The organism is Lysinibacillus xylanilyticus (assembly GCF_001708185.1).
Taxonomy (GTDB): domain Bacteria; phylum Bacillota; class Bacilli; order Bacillales_A; family Planococcaceae; genus Lysinibacillus; species Lysinibacillus xylanilyticus_A.
Map to the genome: position 1 here is coordinate 87,096 of NZ_MDDN01000004.1, position 16,585 is coordinate 103,680.

Genomic DNA, 16,585 nt, shown 5'->3' on the forward strand with positions numbered 1-16,585 from the left:
TTCCTGTCCACAATAATTGAGTGATATATTGAGAATTATCTGGAGCTAAGAAAACAGCTGCACATCTAATTTTATTGACTATCACCAAAAGCAACTAAAGGGATCTTATTTTTAGCCACTTCGTAATACTCAATGTCTGTTTTTTCAACCCTTGTACACCTGATCAATTAGCAAGTAACTAATTTCATCATTTAGTTTAACATTAAACTAAATGTAATGAAACTACGTTGTTAAACATCCTTACATTTCATTTGCAATCTGCTTGACAATCTCATCAATAGTTGGGATTGCTGAAGTTTTATTGCCCTGTGTTAAAATACTAAAAATATACCATTTGCCACTTTTTCCTTTTACATAACCACTTAAAGCATATGTACCAGAAATATAGCCTGTTTTTGCAGATACACTATAGCCCTTCATACGGTTTTCTAAAGTTGCACCAACAAGCTTACCCTTTCTCCCTGCATGCGGTAATGCATCTAAATATGAGTAATACCAGGATTTACTTCGAACTTTATATAATAATAAACTTTCTTGCATACTACTTGCTCGATTTTGATGACTTAAACCTGAACCATCTTCAAAAACCCATTGATCCATATTTAGCCCAATATCATTACCGTATGTACGAATTGCTTGAATGCCAGCAGACCAGCTTCCTTCTCCAAGTAGTTCTCGTCCGAGTTGTTTTGTAAACATATCACCCATACCATTATTGCTTACCTTCAAAAATTTAAAGTTAATATCTTTTAATGGCTTGGAATAAGAAATACCTACTTGCTGAGCATTTTCAGGTACTTGTCCCATATTAAGAGGCATTGTTTGAATACCTTTTGCCACTAATTTTTCCCGAAATACATCGAGTGTATACAAGGTTGGGTCATAGACCGTGACATATGTACTTTTCTCTGAACCTGCGGGTAAATTCCCTGTCACAACAATTCGATCTTTACCATATTCTCGTGTAATCTTTACAGTACTTTTCTCGCCCTTTTTAACAACTTTTGTTTTGTTAACAATGGGAATTGTACTAGCAAACGGTACAAGCTGAACAGTCGCTGTAGAGCCGACCTTTGAACCAGTCACTTTAACTTGGACAGTCGCAATATCGTATTGCTCATTTGGCGAAATCGTTAATGCAGAAATACGGGAAGCATAAGGTAATGCTTCTTCTTGCGGTACAATTCCCTTCGGTAAGCGATCTGTATCAAACCACGTATCATCCGCAATTAAGGAACCTGTAATTTTCGATATACCCATTTTTTTCAATCCACTGGCAAAAGAATCTAAATGAGAAGGCAACAGCGTTGGATCTCCCCCACCCTGTAAATAAATATTACCTTGAAGTACACCATTTTCAATTGGACCATCGACATAGACCTTCGTTTCAAAGCGATAATCAGGTCCAAGTAAATCTAATGCAGCAGCACTGACCAAAAGCTTATGAGAAGAAGCAGGACGTATCATTTTTTCACCGTTTTTATTGTAAAGTACATCCCCGGTTTCCATATCTCGTACGGTAATGCTGTACTCATTATTCTTCCAATTTTTCGCAAGAACACTATCCACCTTTGTTGTCATGGTTTGCTCGCTTGCTTCAGCCTTTTCAAGAAAGGTTATAGGTAAGCAGCAAACCGTCAAAATCATTGTTAATAAAATTATTTTCTTTTTCATAGTACCTCCTAATAACAAATTTCTCCTTTTCACGCTTCTATTCTACGGAAAAATTTAGTAATTTACAATTAAACACTTTTTAATTTTTCAGAGAATAATATGTCATCTTTTTTATTCGACAGAATAAACTGTAGTAGCTAGCTAAATCACTTTCGAGAAAGGAGTTGGTTACGATGGGTGCTAAATGGATAAAAATTTCAGTCATGTATTTGATGCTTGTTTTCGCTTTTGGACTATTTATGCATTATACAATTCAACTTCAATGGACGGCTACACATGCCCACATTGGTGTAGTAGGTTGGCTGACAACTGGATTTATCGGTTTAATTTATTCAATTTATAAAGATGCAGCGGAAACGGGGCTGGCCAAAGCACAATTTTGGTTTTACAATCTCGGTTTGCCGTTCCTCTTAATCGGTATGATGATGGTTCATATGGATGTGCCACACTGGTTATTTGAGTTGTTCGTATCTGGTGGCGGGATCGCTGTAGCAATTTCAGTGTTATTCTTTTTTGTCAATGTCTTTAAACATGTAAAATAATGTACATCTTAAATAGAAAGCCCCACTTTTTTTGTAAAGTGGGGCTTCATTTATGCCATTTTATAGGCACAAGCATTCAAAATATTATTATTGCAATGAATTCGCCTGCATTTGATACATCTTTTCGTAAATGCCGCCCTGTGCTAAAAGCTCATCGTGTGTGCCACGCTCAACAATTTTCCCTCGATCTAAGACAAGAATACGATCTGCATTTTTAATAGTAGAAAGTCGGTGAGCGATAATAAATGTTGTACGTCCTTTTTTCAGCACATCCATCGCATGCTGAATAATCTCCTCTGTTTCCGTATCAATATTAGAAGTAGCTTCATCTAATATTAATATAGCCGGGTCAAAGGCAAGAGCACGTGCAAAGGAAATTAACTGACGCTGCCCAGACGACAACGTGCTCCCCTTCTCTATAACAGGCTCATCATAACCATCTGGCAAATTCGCTAGGACACTTTCCCCACCTACAGCCTTTAACGAAGCTTCTATCTTTTCACGTGAAATTTTAGGGTTGTTTAGGCTGACGTTAGAAGCAATAGTACCTGTAAATAAGTATGGGTCCTGAAGTACAATGCCCATATGTTCACGCATTGTTTGACGAGGAGCCGAAGTAATATCAATTCCATCAATCGTGATTTTCCCTTTAGATGGGTCATAGAAGCGGAACAATAAGTTCATAATCGAACTTTTCCCAGATCCTGTATGACCTACTAAGGCAATTGTTTCGCCTTGGTGTGCTTCAAATGATAGGTTTTTCAATACATATTCATCATTTTTATAAGCAAAGGAAACATCTTCGAATACTACATTTCCTTTATAACGAGGTAAACTTTTTTCAGATACAGGTTCCCCATTAATATCTAACACCTCAAACACACGCTTCCCTGCAACAAGCGAGCGCTCAAGCTGAGAAAATTGATTGACAATATTCGTTATTGGATTAAATAATTTCGTTAAATAATCAACAAAGGCATATAATGTCCCCGCAGAAATAACTTCCGTTGCCGTAAATGACTGTGTACCAAAGTAGAGAATAAAGATCGTAAACATAATAAGTCTTAATGTATTAACAAGGTTGAAGGAAGTTGCAGAATCAAGGAAAAGTAGCTTACGCTCATATGCATAATGCTCATTATTCATGTCATCAAATTCCTTCGTCATTTGCTGCTCACGGCGGAATGCCTGAATAATCGTCATCCCCTGAATGGATTCATTAATCATGGCGTTAATATCAGCAATTTTCGTTCTGATCACATCATTATATTTCGAAGCAACTTTACGATATAAAATCATCCATAAATAAACGACTGGTACCATCGTTAATGCTAGGAATGCCATTTTCCAGTTTAAAATGAAAAGTGCGATATAAACACCCACAATTGAAATTAAGCTCGTAACGAAGTTTGAAAGTACCTGTACATATAAATTACGAACAGCCTCCGTATCATTCGTTACACGTGCTACAATTTTCCCCGCTGGTAAATTATCGAAGTATTGAATTGGCAATGTTTGAATATGCTCAAAAACATCCTTACGTAATTTTTGCACAACACGGTTGGCACCCATTTGTAAATAGATATACATAAAATAGCGTAAAACAGCTGTAGCTATTGCTAAAATTAAATAGACAAGTAATAGCCAAGTAATTGGTTTTAGTTCGATGTGGCCAATTGTCATATAATTATCAATGATGTGCTTTGCAATAAATGGCCCAACAAGCTCCGTAAAGACAGCGATTGTTAAGAAAAATAATCCAAGTAATATCGGTTTTTTAAAATACATTGCATAGCGCATTAAACGTTGACTCGTACTCATGAGGCACCTCCTTCAAGCTGCTGACGGTCAAATTGCTCTTTATACCATCCTTGTTGTGAAAGAAGTTGCTCATGTGTTCCCTGCTCTACAATTTGGCCTTCATCTAGCACGATAATTAAGTCAGCATGCTGAATTCCTGATAAACGGTGTGTTGTAATAATCGTCGTTTTGTCTTGTCGTTCTCGCTGTATATTTTCAATAATTTTTGCCTCTGTCTTGGCGTCTACGGCCGAAAGTGAGTCATCAAGCATTAAAATTTCAGGGTCTTTAATAAGAGCACGCGCTATTGACACGCGTTGTTTTTGACCACCCGAAAGTGATACACCCTTTTCACCGACAAGTGTCTCAAGTCCCATCGGTAAATTTTCCAAATCCTTTTCAAAGTATGCTGCACGAATCGCCTGCTGCAAATCAGCCTGTGTCGCATCTTCTTTCCCAAATAAAACATTTTCACGAATAGTACGTGAGAATAGAACATGATCCTGTGGGACATAACCAATCCAATCGAGTAACTGCTCCTTCGTCTGTGCCGTAATATCGACTCCATCAATCGTTAGCTGCCCCTCGCCCATTGGATACTCACGTAATAATTGTCGTAGGAAGGTCGTTTTCCCCGCTCCTGTTTTACCAACAATCCCAAGTGTTTGCCCCTTTTCCAACGACAACGAAATTCGCTGGAGGTTTTTCACCTGACTCATTGGATATTGGAATGTTAAATCATCAAAGCCAATCGCATTTGGTGTCGCAATTATTTGCGGATTCGCAATATTTTGAACATCCGCCTCGTAGTTTAGCGTTTCCTGTACACGATCAAGAGAAGCACTTCCTTGCTGCATGACATTGATAAGTTCTCCAATTGCAAATATCGGCCAAACTGCTAGCCCCAAGTAAACATTAAACGTTACAAGCTGCCCAACTGTCATAGCCTCAGTCGCTACTAAATGAGCACCATAGCCAAGCGCTACTACATAACTGATCCCAGTACCGACTTTTGTAATCGGTCCAAATAAGGCGTTAATTTTTGCAGTGTGCATATTTTTTTCATAGACACTTTCGCTCATCTCTGCAAAATTTGCCTCATCCTTTTTTTCTTGTACATATGCACGTACTACTCGCACACCTGCAACGGACTCAAGAACACTATCATTCAGCTCTCCAAAAGCATCTTGTGCCTTCATATAACGCTCATGCACAATTTTCCCTAAATATTGAATAAGGATGGCCATGATCGGCACGGGCAACATTGCAAAAAATGTAAGCTTCCACGAAATCAAGTAACCCATGGCGAAAATAATACAGCCCATATAGATCGTGGAATCAATCAGTGTCATAATCCCGAAGCCAGCAGTTAGTGACACTGCGTTTAAATCGTTCGTCGCACGTGCCATTAAATCTCCTGTGCGATTTTTTTCATAAAACGTTGGCGTCATGCGTAGAAAATGCTGCATAAGATTCCGACGTAAAATTTTCTCTAGGTTAATAGCTCCTTCAAATAATCTGAATTGCCACACAAAATTAAGGACATAACCACCAATAATGATGCCAACAAAAATCAAAATATACTTTGATAATATAGCTGGTGTCATTTCTCCCGCAGTCAATATATCAATAATTGACCCTAGTAAATACGGTGGAACAACTTCCAAGCAACTGGCAATTATTAAAAGTACAATTGCTACTGTATATTGCTTCCAGTATTTCTTAAAAAACCAACTTAATTTACTTAAAACATCAAACATACATTATAACCTTCTTTCTCCAGTGCTGTTGAGGCTTACTACCCACTATCTAGACATTCCTTTTTGAAAATCATTTTTAGTACTGTGTTTCGCATACTGCATACACTCCTTTTTTGTTATCACTACAACCTTTTTTACAACAAAAAAGACACATACCCCTAAAAAAGAGCATGTGTCTCTTAATAAAAGGCAAGATGTAACCCATGCCTTTTGCTGCAATGTAAAATACAAAGCTAGAAGACATGGACAATGTATGCAGTTGTGTGTTGATATGATACTGGTAAAACTAACATTGCCATGACCTCCTTCGCTTAATTTGTTATAGTGTTCTTGAAGGTTATCATACTTTAGAAATATTTGTCAACAACTCCACTGTTATTTTTTACTTTTTTCAGAAAATTATTAGCACTTTAAAGCAATGAATTATTACAGTCATAATCTTACCTTTAGCATTTTAATTCTTCAAAACAACATCAGGTATCAGATGAATTATTTAACCATACCGATCCACTTTTATTAATTAGAAACTGCTAATTTTCGCTATGGGCTGCTCACTTTCCTAGTTGAGCATCGGGCAGCTTCTTTCGTAGCAGGATGTGCTAATTATGTGCCATTACTTTAACTAATTACTCTTTCAACCTTCAACACTCTTTAAACAAGAACATATATTTCGTTTACACAAAAACATGCGTTTATTATTTAGCAAGGAAACTAATTGGAGTTTTTATGGTTCATCACCAAAACGTGTGGTTGATTTCCGTTCCGACTGGGCGCTTTGCCGCTGACGCTTCGCTTTCGCGCAGAGCAGAGCTTCCTGGGGGCGTCCGATGAGCCGCTTCACTCGCGTTGCTCGCTCCAGGGTCTCATCTGTGACGCTGATCCCCAAGGAGTCACCCAGCCTCCACTCCAATCAACTTATTTACATAGTATATGTTTTAACAAATGTCATCCACAACTTTTGGTGATGAGCCATTTTTATAAAAAATGCTTAAAAACTTCCTATGTTCAAGTTATATTATTAATAACAAAAGCGACAGTCCGCATAGGGAGGAGAATACAAATGGGAATGATCGGCTACTACACGGCTTTGCCAGAGTAAGAAATCCAGCAACTTGTATCCATTGAAGCCATGACACGAGACGAGATGCTTGAGGAGGCCATTTCCCCTCTCTACGGCGACGCGGAAGATGGGGAAGCAGAACAGTTTTTCGACTATCTATACAGTTATTTTAACGACATTCGCAAGTACAATTCTAAAACCATTGTTGAAGGAAAAGGACTTGTATTCTATATTTCATAATACTATGCATAATACAAAGTCTGGCACACGTACTTGTTTAATCCGAATTTGTTGAAACGTAATATACTACCCTACCAAACGATCAGTTGTCATTGTCCCATTTTGTAAATCCTTCAGATGTGAAGCAGCTTGTACAATAAAATTTTCTGTTTTAATTTTCAAAGCTGGTGAATCGGGATTCCAATTTGTATTTGTCACTTTCATTTCCGCCCTTTTGTCTTCCCTAATGAATTGACTTGCATTTTACTGTTACTAAGAACGATTACTTGTCCTGATAAATTATAATTCCCTTTTAGTTCCAAATGTTGTCGCTCTCTATCTATGCCAATTCATGTGCTTCACTAAATTATTTCTTCAGATTTTATTATGTTTCCAAGTACCGCCCTTCTTATCATCATCATTATTTTTAGTAATTTATTAATTAGTAATTTATTAATTAGTAGTGGTGGATTTTCCGTTATCGGGTTTTCCGTTGACGGGTTTTCCGCTTCCGGTATAACCGTACACGGGTTTTCCGTTAACGGATATTTAGTAGACGGTGGAACGTGAGATCATAATCACCCCTCCCTTTTATAAGTTATATACATATCAAACTATGAAATGGGGACAATAATTGCGAATTACGTGGCAGAATATTCGTATAGTTGAAGGGGTTTATGGCAGTCAATATGACATGCACCGGAGCTACTCTGTAAACTCTAAAAAGAGGTTGCTAAACACTTTATCAAGATAATTATTACACTTAGTTTGTAGCACGTAATAGGGACCGACCCAAACTCTAAAAATGCCACTACATCCTTTGAAATATTTGGATTCATATAACGATCGAAATATATCTAAAATTCATTTCTCATGATACACTTTTCTATATAGACAATTTAGTAAGGAGTCTTAAATTTGAAATCATTTTTAGCTGTTGGGATTGGCGGATTTTTGGGCGCCATCTGTCGATATAGCCTTAGTATTGTACTCCCAAATACAGGAAGTTTTCCATTTACAACACTTTGTATAAACTTAATTGGCTGCTTTTGTTTAGCATGGCTTTTTACTACTTTTACAACACGTACACCTGTTGTTTTAGGAATTGGTACTGGCTTTTTTGGTGCCTTTACAACCTTTTCTACATTTTCTCTAGAAACATTATTACTTTTGCAAGATAGTAAATGGCTACAAGCTGTACTTTATACGTTAGTGAGTGTTTTTGGCGGTTTAGCTTGTGCATGGCTAGGATTTAAACTAGCAAAGGGGCGCATCGTATGATCATGGTTGGAATTGGTGGATTTTTGGGTGCATTAGCCAGGTTTTATTTAGGAAAATGGCATGCCCATACATATCCATGGGCAACGTTTTTGATTAATATAACGGGTTCTTTTGCACTGGGCTTACTATTTGCTTTACAGCTAAGTGATTGGCTTTGGCATTTTATAGGGATTGGTTTTTTAGGAGCCTATACAACATTTTCAACATTCGGTTTTGAATGCTTGCAGCTCTTAGAACAGAAAAAATGGAGACAAGTAATTGTTTATATATTCACTACAGTTTTATTCGGTATACTTTTCGCAGCTCTTGGTTTTCTACTCGTATAACAGCATTTATGAGGTGATTATTTGACACAACCATCAATCGAACAATTACAAGCACTCGAAGCTGAAATTGAACAAACATTATATAGATTAATCGACCTAGAATTAGAAGAAAACTTTCCAGAAATGAATACTCGCTTTGCACAATTACTGGCAAAGGTTCAGGCTGCTCAGTTAATTGATTACAAGCTTGACGTCCTCGTTGAGCCTCAAGCATTGCCAACAGAAACATGTATTCTGCTACAAAGTTTAATAGAGGCAAAGGCTAGACCACATAAAAGACAACGACTTCTCACGCATCGTATGATTTTGAAAATATGGCTACGTAAAAATCAACGTTTTATGAATGAATTTTTACCACAAATATTTTAGACGCCTCTTGATCCTCTCAAGGGCGCCTCCTTATATTTCCGATTGATATTACATTCGATTTTCTTATTTTATCAGGTGTGTTAATTAACATTTTTACCCACTTTTATTTATTAGAAGAAACACTGGTTTTCTCTAGGAACCGTTCTTTCTTCATTCATATTTGGACCTTAATCGTAGGTTTTTCCACATATGATAGTAGACCCCACAAGAAGTCATCACGGCTGGAACTGTAAAAATAAATGAATATGTAAGTCCTTGCTGTGCAATGTATTGAATTGTCCCAGAGGTAAATGTCATAAATATCCACAAAAATATAGTGATAGCAAGAGCAACTGATGCTACTAAATTAACAGGCTTCGCAAGACGATTTAATTTATCTAAAGAAGATTCAGCATCACTATAAATAGGTGTAGTGCCTGGAGCGGCTTTAAAAATATGCATATCAGTACTTGAACAAACATGTGTCCAGCCACCGTAAGCAAAAAGTTCAAAATACTCCTCTTCTTCAGTAGCTCGTAATTTACGATAGTCGATATTGTAAATTACTTCTTCTGAATCGCCTTTCTCTAGCTCATAGCATGCAAATCGAAATCTTTTTAGATGCCAGCCCTTTGCCGCTTTTTTACTTAATTTTTTCATATCGCGTTCCTCAAAAAAAGCTAAACCATCTGATATCATATATCTCTTATCAAGCACTATATATTCCCCCTTTGTAATCCCTGCTCTGCTAAATGAATCATGACCTTTCTTCTTTCAATATCTTCAAGTAATATTTCTCGACCTTTATCCGTTAAGACATAGACTTTTCTACGAGAATCTGAATCATCGTGTAGCTGAATAAGCTGTTCTGCTACTAGTTTTTTTATAATTGTATAAAGGGATGCTGGTCCAACTACAAAAGTACCCTTTGTCGTCTCCTCTATTAAACTCATGACAGCATAGCCATGTCGAGGCTCCGTTAAGGCCGCCATAATATAAAAAACAGAATCTGTTAACTGCTCTAATGATTTCATTGCCTACACCTCCAACATATCACAAAATGATATATCATAAAACAATATATCATTTTGTGATATATCAAGCAACTCTTTAAAGCATTTACTCCAAAATATTAAAAATCCCCACCTAGCTTTGGAGGGGATAATTATAACGCTCTTTAATTTTCACGAACTGGACGATTCAACGTAGCTGATATCTGACCGTTTCTTTTCTCGTGTTTTAATCTAACAACAGAAAGTCATCTCCCGCTTTAATAATATATTCATTTAACTAAAATCAGAATAAAGGACATAGAGACCACATTCCAAACATTGAAATAAATACCCTTGATGATGCCCATTATTCATGAGGGATTCTGACAACTCTTCATTAGAAAATCCAGTATAATTCTCAAATTGATCTGTAATGCCTAGCTCCACTAACTCACTCCAGCCAACATAGCCAATAAATGCACAATAATCTGAGCAATGAGCCATCCAATTATTACCTTGCCAACTAACAAAACCTGGCGTTCTACACATAACTTCCTCAGTAAAATTTGCATTTACAACATTCTTATCGTTTATTAGATCTTGCTGGAAAGTACCGTCGTATTTTTTAGCAGCTGCACCAATATGTATACATGTAGGACAGAGATATTCAACCTCTTCAATAGCGTAAATACCCCCAGTATAATAAACATCTACTTCCTGTTCACAGCAATCACAGGTAACAACTGCTTCTGCTTCAAAGATTTTGGATTGCAATGGATTTGGTAAATATTTAAATTCAGGTATTACCGTTTTAGTTGTTTGATCCTCTCTAATTTTACAAGGATACAATGGCTTCACAAAATTCGGATTATCTATGTAATATTTTATTGATCCGAGTTTTTTCCGATCTTTCTTGTTCCCTAAATCTATAACTGAAGTGAAAATTTTATAAGCATCAGCATACATTCTAAGCATGCAGTAGACGTCTACAAGTATCCTTAGATTTTCCTCCGTTTGTTCTTCAAGTTTCAATTTTCCCTTGAACTCATGCATTTGATTAATTCTATCTGGATTTGAAGGATTGAAATTTTTCCTTTGTTCATGCCATTCTTCTAAAATAGATGTAGTCATATATTAACTCCCTCTAGAAGGATTTGACGTTCCTCAATTTAATTCATTGTAAAAGAATAATCTTTTATGACTTTACAAATTTCCACGTTATATTGTGTATACCATTTTTCTTTGCCAAATTGCTGTGCAACTAGATGTTTTGAATTCTCTTTCCAAGCCTGGATTGCCTCTAGTGATTCCCAATAGGATACAGTAATCCCCTTCCCTTCAACACTTCTAGCACTTTCTACACGGAGAAAACCAGGCTGTTTTTGTGCTAGTTCATCCATTACTTCTGCCATTTTGGCATAGCCCTCTCCATCCTTATCTGTTCTTTGTGATGTGAAAATTACGGCATAATATGTTTCCATAGCTATTTACCCCCACCTCTTTATGTATTATTGTAAACGATAAATACTTGTAAGAAAATCGAAATATGGAATACATCATTTATTGATAGTGAATGGAACTTTTTCAGTTTCATTTCATTATTTATGCGTATATTTAGCTGAATATAGTAAACAGGAGGAAGCTGCCTTGAAAATATTATTAGCAGAAGATGATGTACGACTGAGAAGAAATATCGTTCATATTTTAAAGAAAGAATTTCACAATGTGACAGAGGCGGGAAATGGGCAGGATGCGTTAGACCATACTCTTACAGAAAAATATGATCTTGTTATTTTAGATTGGATGATGCCGCAGCTTAGTGGAATTGATGTATGTCAGCAGTTAAGAGACACTGGATTCAATGGTAGTATTTTAATGCTAACAGCAAAAGACGACACAGAAGACATCATTAGGGGGCTTGATAGTGGTGCAGATGATTACATAGTAAAGCCATTTAAAATAGAGGAACTGTTAGCAAGAGTTCGCGCATTACTACGTAGAAAAGATAAAGTAATTGAACAGGTTATCCAAATAAATCATTTACAACTAAATATAGATTCCCGAGTATTTTTGTACAATAATGAAGAAATTGACCTAACTAAAAATGAATTTTTACTTTTAGAATATTTATTTATCAATAAGGGTCGTGTACTTACAAGGGAACAGATTTGTATTTATATATGGGGCTACGATTATGATGTTTCAAATAATTCCCTAGATGCTTTAGTGAAGCTTGTGCGAAAAAAAATTGATGATGGTCAATCCAAATCACGTATTCAAAATATCAGAGGTATTGGCTACAAACTGAGGGAAAACTAATGTTTCATAAAACGAGAAAAAAATTATCCTTTTTGTATGCAACGCTTTACTTTTTATTATTTTCATTATTCGTTATTGTTCTATACTTTTCACTCGTTAAATTAATGGAAAATCAACAAATAAACGAATTAGAAGACTTTTATGGTAAGCAAGAGCACGATTTTTTTGAACACGTCTATGCAAACACAAAAACTTTAAATTATAATCCTAATCGCAATTTTTTTTACTATATTTACACAAAGGATCATCAGTTTGTTCATGGCGACGAATCTTACAAAGGGCTGAAGAAACAGATTGAAAAAGTATTTGGCAATAGCGACCCAAGTGAAGAACTTATAAAACATTATGAATGGCAAGAAGAGCATTTTCTTCTTCTAAAAAAGCCAATTGTAGACAACGATACAGTAGTCGGGTATATTTTCGTTGGTAAATCAGTAACGTCACAGCATCACTTTTTCCAAAATGCAAAGTATTTACTAATACTATTAACTTGTATCTCGACAGTCTTAATCGGACTTCTGAGCTATTATATGGCAGGTAAAGCGATGATACCTATTCAATGGTCTTTCGATAAACAAAAAAAGTTTGTATCCGATGCCTCCCATGAATTACGAACACCACTCAGTATTTTTTATAGTTCACTTGAAATTTTAGAAGTTGAGGAAGCAAAACAGTTAAGCCCCTTTGGAAAAGAATTAATTGCGGATTTAAAAGATGAAGCTGAAATAATGAAAGATCTCATAGAAAAACTGCTGTTCTTAGCGAGACACGATCAGCATCAGGCTTCCATTCATAAAGAAATAATACCATTATCTACTTTACTCAATAAAATAAGCTCGAAATTTCAAAAGATTATGCCTCCTGACATACAGTTTTCCTCTGAAATTCAAGAGAACATCGAGCTACTTGGAGATCCTTCAAAAATACAAGAGCTGCTTTATATATTATTAGATAATGCGATAAGATATACAAATAGTGGAAAAATCACACTTACACTTTTTAAAAATCAAGGCTTTGTAAAAATTACTGTTGCTGATAGTGGAATTGGTATGACTGTACAGGAATTGCCTTTAGTGTTTGAGCGATTTTACCGGAGTGACTCCGCTCGTCAACGAAATGGAACTGGTTTAGGTCTTGCCATAGCAAAAGCAATAGTAGAGCAGCATGACGGAAAAATTTATGCAACAAGTAAAGTAGGTAAAGGCACTACATTTCATATTGAACTTCCTAGTTAACTTTATTGATCATCATAAAAGAATCGGGGCTTTTTAGGGCAGCCCCGATTCTCTTTAATGATTGTGCGATGTTGAAATATTTCCTTTATTCTTGAGCTTGCTTATTGTTCTTGCCATCAGTATTAACAAGGTAACCGCTCCAGAAGCTACATATAACATGATAACGAAAGCATTTTCTGAATCAGTTCCAATAAGTACTCCATGGGCAAGTGATAATACCCATGCTGGTAACACAAGAAAGTGAAGTTTTTTCCATAAGGAGCGATTCATCGTTCGCATCCATAAATCCGATGTCATGATTACCATTAGAAATAAATAGAATGCTATTGTTCCAAGTGCCGATAGTATAGACTCATATTCTGCCGAGAAAGGGACTAACGCCTCAACTAAACTATACGGCTTATAGTGATCAATTAAAAGCACTAACATATGCCCTATCACAGTGACTAACCCGAGCCATCCCGCATTTTGATGTATATGATAAATTAAATTCTTATGTGATTTTACAAATGATGATTTTCTCAATAAACCAAAAATAATAGAAATTGTAAAGTAAAAATACGCTAAAAACCCTAATAATCGAATCCATTCCCATGTACTTATTAGCATTTATTTCACTCCTGTCATCCTCCAACTTGCTGTTTGCCCTTCTTTCACAATAAAGCGGGCACTTTGCCGACAATTTTTTTCGAACCATTGCTGCAGCTCATCTTCCTTCATAAGGAAGCAAAGTTTTGCACCAACCTCTGCATCACATAAAGAGGACGTTACGACTGAAGCCTGTAATACTTCTGTATTTGCGATTTCACCTGTTTGTCCGTTCAATAAATGATGCTTCTTCTTTGTTCCTTGTATCCAACTTCGATAAACTTGATTGGATGTAGCAATGGCACCTGTTTTTATCTTAATTGAGCTAATTTCCTTGTCGATATTCCATGCATCTGCAACACCGATTGTCCAAGTCTTTTCTCCAGAAGACCACATTTTCATATCCCCTCCTCCGTCTATTAGTCCGAAATCAGAAGATACCTCATGCTCAAGCCAATTAGCCATTTTTTCAATGGCAAACCCTTTGGCAAACCCGCCTAAATCAATTTCCTGCTGTGCCATCTTCATTACTTGCCCATCACCTAGAAATTGAAATGGTTGAACTGTAACTAGAGATTTGTTTTGAAATGACTTGCTTTTAGCTGTTAAAAACGGGAAAGATTGATTGTAGCCATGCTGTTCTAATTGCAATTTAAGATATGGTGAAAATAAACCATTAGAAAGTTGATAATAATGATCTGCTTGCACTAAACATTCATATAATAATGAACTAATGTGTAGCGTTTCTCCCATTTTCAAATCATTAAGTTGTGATAATTCGTTGTTTGGTTGAAACCTTGACCACTCTTTTGCTACGTATTGTAGCCATTTCTCTGCTTTTTCTTTCCATGTGATATGCACACCTCTTGGCATAGCTATATAAAATTCTGTATTCATTATTTGTAAAGTGAGTGTATCCACACGACCAACTCCATTAAGTTCTTTTCGTTTTTCGCTCGCTTTTAACAGCGGGTTGACTTGTCATTTCAAAGTTCGTCCAATCAAGCTGTACTAGCTCTTTTTCTCTTTTTGTCATATTGTCCTGATCTACATCCTGACTATTATTTGTGCGTGTTGTTTCGGCTTGTGTTGGGCTGTTAATTTGGGTGATGATCGCTGCAGATAAAAGTATCCCTGACGCTCCTAATACCCACTTTGCCTTTTTCGGATCTTTCATAACGCTTCCTCCTAATTCGTAATTGGCTGGCATACAAACGTTTGATTACTTTCTTGCCATTCCGCTAAATAGCCTAAGCCGTTCGTTATTGCACTAATAGGTACATATAATTCTTCATTTACATAAAATGCTTGTGCTGGAGATGGTGTTTTCACGTTATTATCATAGACAACGTTTGTACCAGCACGGAAAAGTAATTCATTCGCTTGATATTGGATAGCTAAAATTTTACTTTCTTTGTAAAAGATCGCCTTTGCTCCTAAAACCTGTGCTACTGTTTTTCCCGGCACAAAAAATTCTCCGTCTTTTGGTATCACCGAAAAGTTCTGCTCCTTATTCGTACCTTCTACCTTTAATGTGACCTTTTGAGAGTTCGTGAAAGGTAATACGTCTTTATCTGCGACAACTGTTCGTGTCCAAATATTCCAAGTACCCTTTTCACTTACCGCATCTTGAAAATAGTAAGTTTCTTCCCCTTCTTCATCCTCATCATAATATTCCTCATCGTGCTCGTAATCGTCATCATCGTAGTCTTCATACTCTTCATGTTCTTTATATTCATGTTCATCATCATCTGCATATATGACTACGCCATTTGATATAACACCTGCCAATACTAGAACTAAAATAAGACCAATTTTTTTCATCTTCATCTACAACACACCTCGTTCCTTTGACTTCATTTTAGGTTTTAAAAATGAAAGGAGACTGAATTTTTCAAACAAATTTAGTCATACAAAAAGCCATTCCTATGGACAGATTTCTCTGCACCTAGCAATAGCTTGGTTTATCAGTTTATTATTCTTTGGATTTTCTCTTATTTCTGATCAACTTTGTTATTAATTGGGCCGCTTTTCTTTAAATATGAAGCAATTTCTGTGGGTATCTTTTGGTGCTAATCTTAAAGGAACAGACCAGACATATGCGGATGAAGCATATTATGAAAATCAAGATAAATAAAAATAGCTATCTACTAATTTGGACCTGAGTACAGCCCCAAGTTTATTTATCACCAAATACAAAAACTCCATTTTGAAAAAAGATTGATCAAAATGGAGTTAATTTTTCTAACTAAGTATGAGATGTTTATAAAAAAGTTTGGTTAATTAAATGAGCCTTATTCAGCTAAGAATGAATTGAAGCCTTTTCGCAGGTGATCCGTTCTCAAATTTAAATGTAGCTGTCAATGCAACAATTTAGACCCTTAGTGAGCCACGGAAACCCCTTGCAGCATAATAGGATTCTGCTCCATTGTGGTACATAA

The 16,585-nt window shown here is 36.2% G+C and carries 18 protein-coding genes and 1 pseudogene; 6 read left to right on the top strand and 13 right to left on the bottom strand.

The window, feature by feature from the left end; genetic code table 11:
• Window positions 1-240: 240 nt before the first annotated feature.
• Window positions 241-1,674 carry a D-alanyl-D-alanine carboxypeptidase/D-alanyl-D-alanine endopeptidase gene (gene dacB, locus BFJ97_RS10340; RefSeq protein WP_068984575.1) on the bottom strand — a complete coding sequence of 478 codons (1,434 nt, stop codon included), beginning with the start codon at window positions 1,672-1,674 and terminating at the stop codon, window positions 241-243.
• Window positions 1,675-1,847: 173 nt separating this feature from the next.
• On the opposite strand from dacB, the gene BFJ97_RS10345 reads away from it, so the two are divergent.
• Window positions 1,848-2,216 (top strand): hypothetical protein, encoded by a 369-nt coding sequence (locus tag BFJ97_RS10345; RefSeq protein WP_068984576.1) that lies wholly within the window; start codon window positions 1,848-1,850, stop codon window positions 2,214-2,216.
• 87 nt (window positions 2,217-2,303) lie between these two features.
• Here the strand turns inward: BFJ97_RS10345 and BFJ97_RS10350 are convergent, their stop codons facing one another.
• The 3 genes from BFJ97_RS10350 to BFJ97_RS25440 form a co-directional block, all read right to left on the bottom strand.
• Complete coding sequence (locus BFJ97_RS10350; protein WP_068984577.1) at window positions 2,304-4,037, bottom strand: ABC transporter ATP-binding protein; 1,734 nt, start codon at window positions 4,035-4,037, stop codon at window positions 2,304-2,306.
• Entirely contained in the window at window positions 4,034-5,776 is a 1,743-nt protein-coding gene (locus BFJ97_RS10355; RefSeq protein WP_068984578.1) for an ABC transporter ATP-binding protein, read from the bottom strand. Before BFJ97_RS10355 ends, BFJ97_RS10350 begins: the two co-directional genes overlap by 4 nt.
• A gap of 1,366 nt (window positions 5,777-7,142) precedes the next feature.
• The gene (locus BFJ97_RS25440; RefSeq protein WP_263297609.1) at window positions 7,143-7,274 is read right to left on the bottom strand and encodes a hypothetical protein; all 132 of its coding nucleotides are present in this window, start codon (window positions 7,272-7,274) and stop codon (window positions 7,143-7,145) included.
• Between the two features lie 699 nt (window positions 7,275-7,973).
• Between BFJ97_RS25440 and crcB (BFJ97_RS10360) the strand changes: the two genes are divergently transcribed.
• From crcB (BFJ97_RS10360) to BFJ97_RS10370, 3 genes are read left to right on the top strand one after another with little or no spacing between them, the layout of a single operon-like run.
• Window positions 7,974-8,336 carry a fluoride efflux transporter CrcB gene (gene crcB, locus BFJ97_RS10360; protein ID WP_068984579.1) on the top strand — a complete coding sequence of 121 codons (363 nt, stop codon included), beginning with the start codon at window positions 7,974-7,976 and terminating at the stop codon, window positions 8,334-8,336.
• Window positions 8,333-8,662, top strand: coding sequence for a fluoride efflux transporter CrcB (gene crcB / locus BFJ97_RS10365; RefSeq protein ID WP_068984580.1), 330 nt, complete (start codon window positions 8,333-8,335; stop codon window positions 8,660-8,662). The genes crcB (BFJ97_RS10360) and crcB (BFJ97_RS10365) overlap by 4 nt, the downstream gene beginning before the upstream one ends.
• 21 nt (window positions 8,663-8,683) lie before the next feature.
• Entirely contained in the window at window positions 8,684-9,031 is a 348-nt protein-coding gene (locus tag BFJ97_RS10370) for a hypothetical protein (protein WP_068984581.1), read from the top strand.
• A 150-nt stretch (window positions 9,032-9,181) separates the two neighbouring features.
• Here BFJ97_RS10370 and BFJ97_RS10375 read toward each other — a convergent pair whose 3' ends face one another.
• From BFJ97_RS10375 to BFJ97_RS10390, 4 genes are all read right to left on the bottom strand, one after another.
• Window positions 9,182-9,727: a DUF2812 domain-containing protein gene (locus BFJ97_RS10375; protein ID WP_223556498.1), complete on the bottom strand. Its 546-nt coding sequence runs from the start codon at window positions 9,725-9,727 to the stop codon at window positions 9,182-9,184.
• Window positions 9,727-10,044: a PadR family transcriptional regulator gene (locus BFJ97_RS10380; RefSeq protein WP_068984582.1), complete on the bottom strand. Its 318-nt coding sequence runs from the start codon at window positions 10,042-10,044 to the stop codon at window positions 9,727-9,729. Before BFJ97_RS10380 ends, BFJ97_RS10375 begins: the two co-directional genes overlap by 1 nt.
• A 252-nt stretch (window positions 10,045-10,296) precedes the next feature.
• The gene (locus BFJ97_RS10385; protein WP_068984583.1) at window positions 10,297-11,133 is read right to left on the bottom strand and encodes a CbrC family protein; all 837 of its coding nucleotides are present in this window, start codon (window positions 11,131-11,133) and stop codon (window positions 10,297-10,299) included.
• 38 nt (window positions 11,134-11,171) lie between these two features.
• Window positions 11,172-11,483 (bottom strand): antibiotic biosynthesis monooxygenase family protein, encoded by a 312-nt coding sequence (locus tag BFJ97_RS10390; RefSeq protein ID WP_068984584.1) that lies wholly within the window; start codon window positions 11,481-11,483, stop codon window positions 11,172-11,174.
• Between the two features lie 166 nt (window positions 11,484-11,649).
• Between BFJ97_RS10390 and BFJ97_RS10395 the strand changes: the two genes are divergently transcribed.
• Together BFJ97_RS10395 and BFJ97_RS10400 are read left to right on the top strand one after the other, a co-directional pair.
• Window positions 11,650-12,321: a response regulator transcription factor gene (locus BFJ97_RS10395; protein WP_068984585.1), complete on the top strand. Its 672-nt coding sequence runs from the start codon at window positions 11,650-11,652 to the stop codon at window positions 12,319-12,321.
• On the top strand, window positions 12,321-13,556 hold the full coding sequence (locus BFJ97_RS10400) for a sensor histidine kinase (protein WP_068984586.1): 1,236 nt from the start codon (window positions 12,321-12,323) through the stop codon (window positions 13,554-13,556). Before BFJ97_RS10395 ends, BFJ97_RS10400 begins: the two co-directional genes overlap by 1 nt.
• Before the next feature lie 54 nt (window positions 13,557-13,610).
• On the opposite strand, the gene BFJ97_RS10405 is transcribed toward BFJ97_RS10400, so the two are convergent.
• The 5 genes and pseudogenes from BFJ97_RS10405 to BFJ97_RS24120 form a co-directional block, all read right to left on the bottom strand.
• The gene (locus tag BFJ97_RS10405) at window positions 13,611-14,165 is read right to left on the bottom strand and encodes a ferric reductase-like transmembrane domain-containing protein (protein WP_068984587.1); all 555 of its coding nucleotides are present in this window, start codon (window positions 14,163-14,165) and stop codon (window positions 13,611-13,613) included.
• Entirely contained in the window at window positions 14,166-15,065 is a 900-nt protein-coding gene (locus BFJ97_RS10410) for an FAD:protein FMN transferase (RefSeq protein WP_223556510.1), read from the bottom strand. It lies immediately after the preceding gene.
• 13 nt (window positions 15,066-15,078) lie between these two features.
• Window positions 15,079-15,321 (bottom strand): hypothetical protein, encoded by a 243-nt coding sequence (locus BFJ97_RS10415; RefSeq protein WP_068984588.1) that lies wholly within the window; start codon window positions 15,319-15,321, stop codon window positions 15,079-15,081.
• Between the two features lie 11 nt (window positions 15,322-15,332).
• Window positions 15,333-15,974, bottom strand: a complete 642-nt coding sequence (locus BFJ97_RS10420) for a copper amine oxidase N-terminal domain-containing protein (RefSeq protein WP_139114420.1) — start codon at window positions 15,972-15,974, stop codon at window positions 15,333-15,335.
• Window positions 15,975-16,517: 543 nt separating this feature from the next.
• Window positions 16,518-16,583, bottom strand: a pseudogene (locus BFJ97_RS24120) (DUF4256 domain-containing protein); the annotation flags it as partial.
• Window positions 16,584-16,585 lie beyond the last annotated feature (2 nt).

Coding starts and splice junctions, on each gene's coding strand:
- dacB (WP_068984575.1), bottom strand. CDS start 1,674: ATGAAAAAGAAAATAATTTTATTAACAATGATTTTGACGGTTTGCTGC.
- BFJ97_RS10345 (WP_068984576.1), top strand. CDS start 1,848: ATGGGTGCTAAATGGATAAAAATTTCAGTCATGTATTTGATGCTTGTT.
- BFJ97_RS10350 (WP_068984577.1), bottom strand. CDS start 4,037: ATGAGTACGAGTCAACGTTTAATGCGCTATGCAATGTATTTTAAAAAA.
- BFJ97_RS10355 (WP_068984578.1), bottom strand. CDS start 5,776: ATGTTTGATGTTTTAAGTAAATTAAGTTGGTTTTTTAAGAAATACTGG.
- crcB (WP_068984580.1), top strand. CDS start 8,333: ATGATCATGGTTGGAATTGGTGGATTTTTGGGTGCATTAGCCAGGTTT.
- BFJ97_RS10380 (WP_068984582.1), bottom strand. CDS start 10,044: ATGAAATCATTAGAGCAGTTAACAGATTCTGTTTTTTATATTATGGCG.
- BFJ97_RS10385 (WP_068984583.1), bottom strand. CDS start 11,133: ATGACTACATCTATTTTAGAAGAATGGCATGAACAAAGGAAAAATTTC.
- BFJ97_RS10390 (WP_068984584.1), bottom strand. CDS start 11,483: ATGGAAACATATTATGCCGTAATTTTCACATCACAAAGAACAGATAAG.
- BFJ97_RS10400 (WP_068984586.1), top strand. CDS start 12,321: ATGTTTCATAAAACGAGAAAAAAATTATCCTTTTTGTATGCAACGCTT.
- BFJ97_RS10405 (WP_068984587.1), bottom strand. CDS start 14,165: ATGCTAATAAGTACATGGGAATGGATTCGATTATTAGGGTTTTTAGCG.
- BFJ97_RS10415 (WP_068984588.1), bottom strand. CDS start 15,321: ATGAAAGATCCGAAAAAGGCAAAGTGGGTATTAGGAGCGTCAGGGATA.
- BFJ97_RS10420 (WP_139114420.1), bottom strand. CDS start 15,974: ATGAAGATGAAAAAAATTGGTCTTATTTTAGTTCTAGTATTGGCAGGT.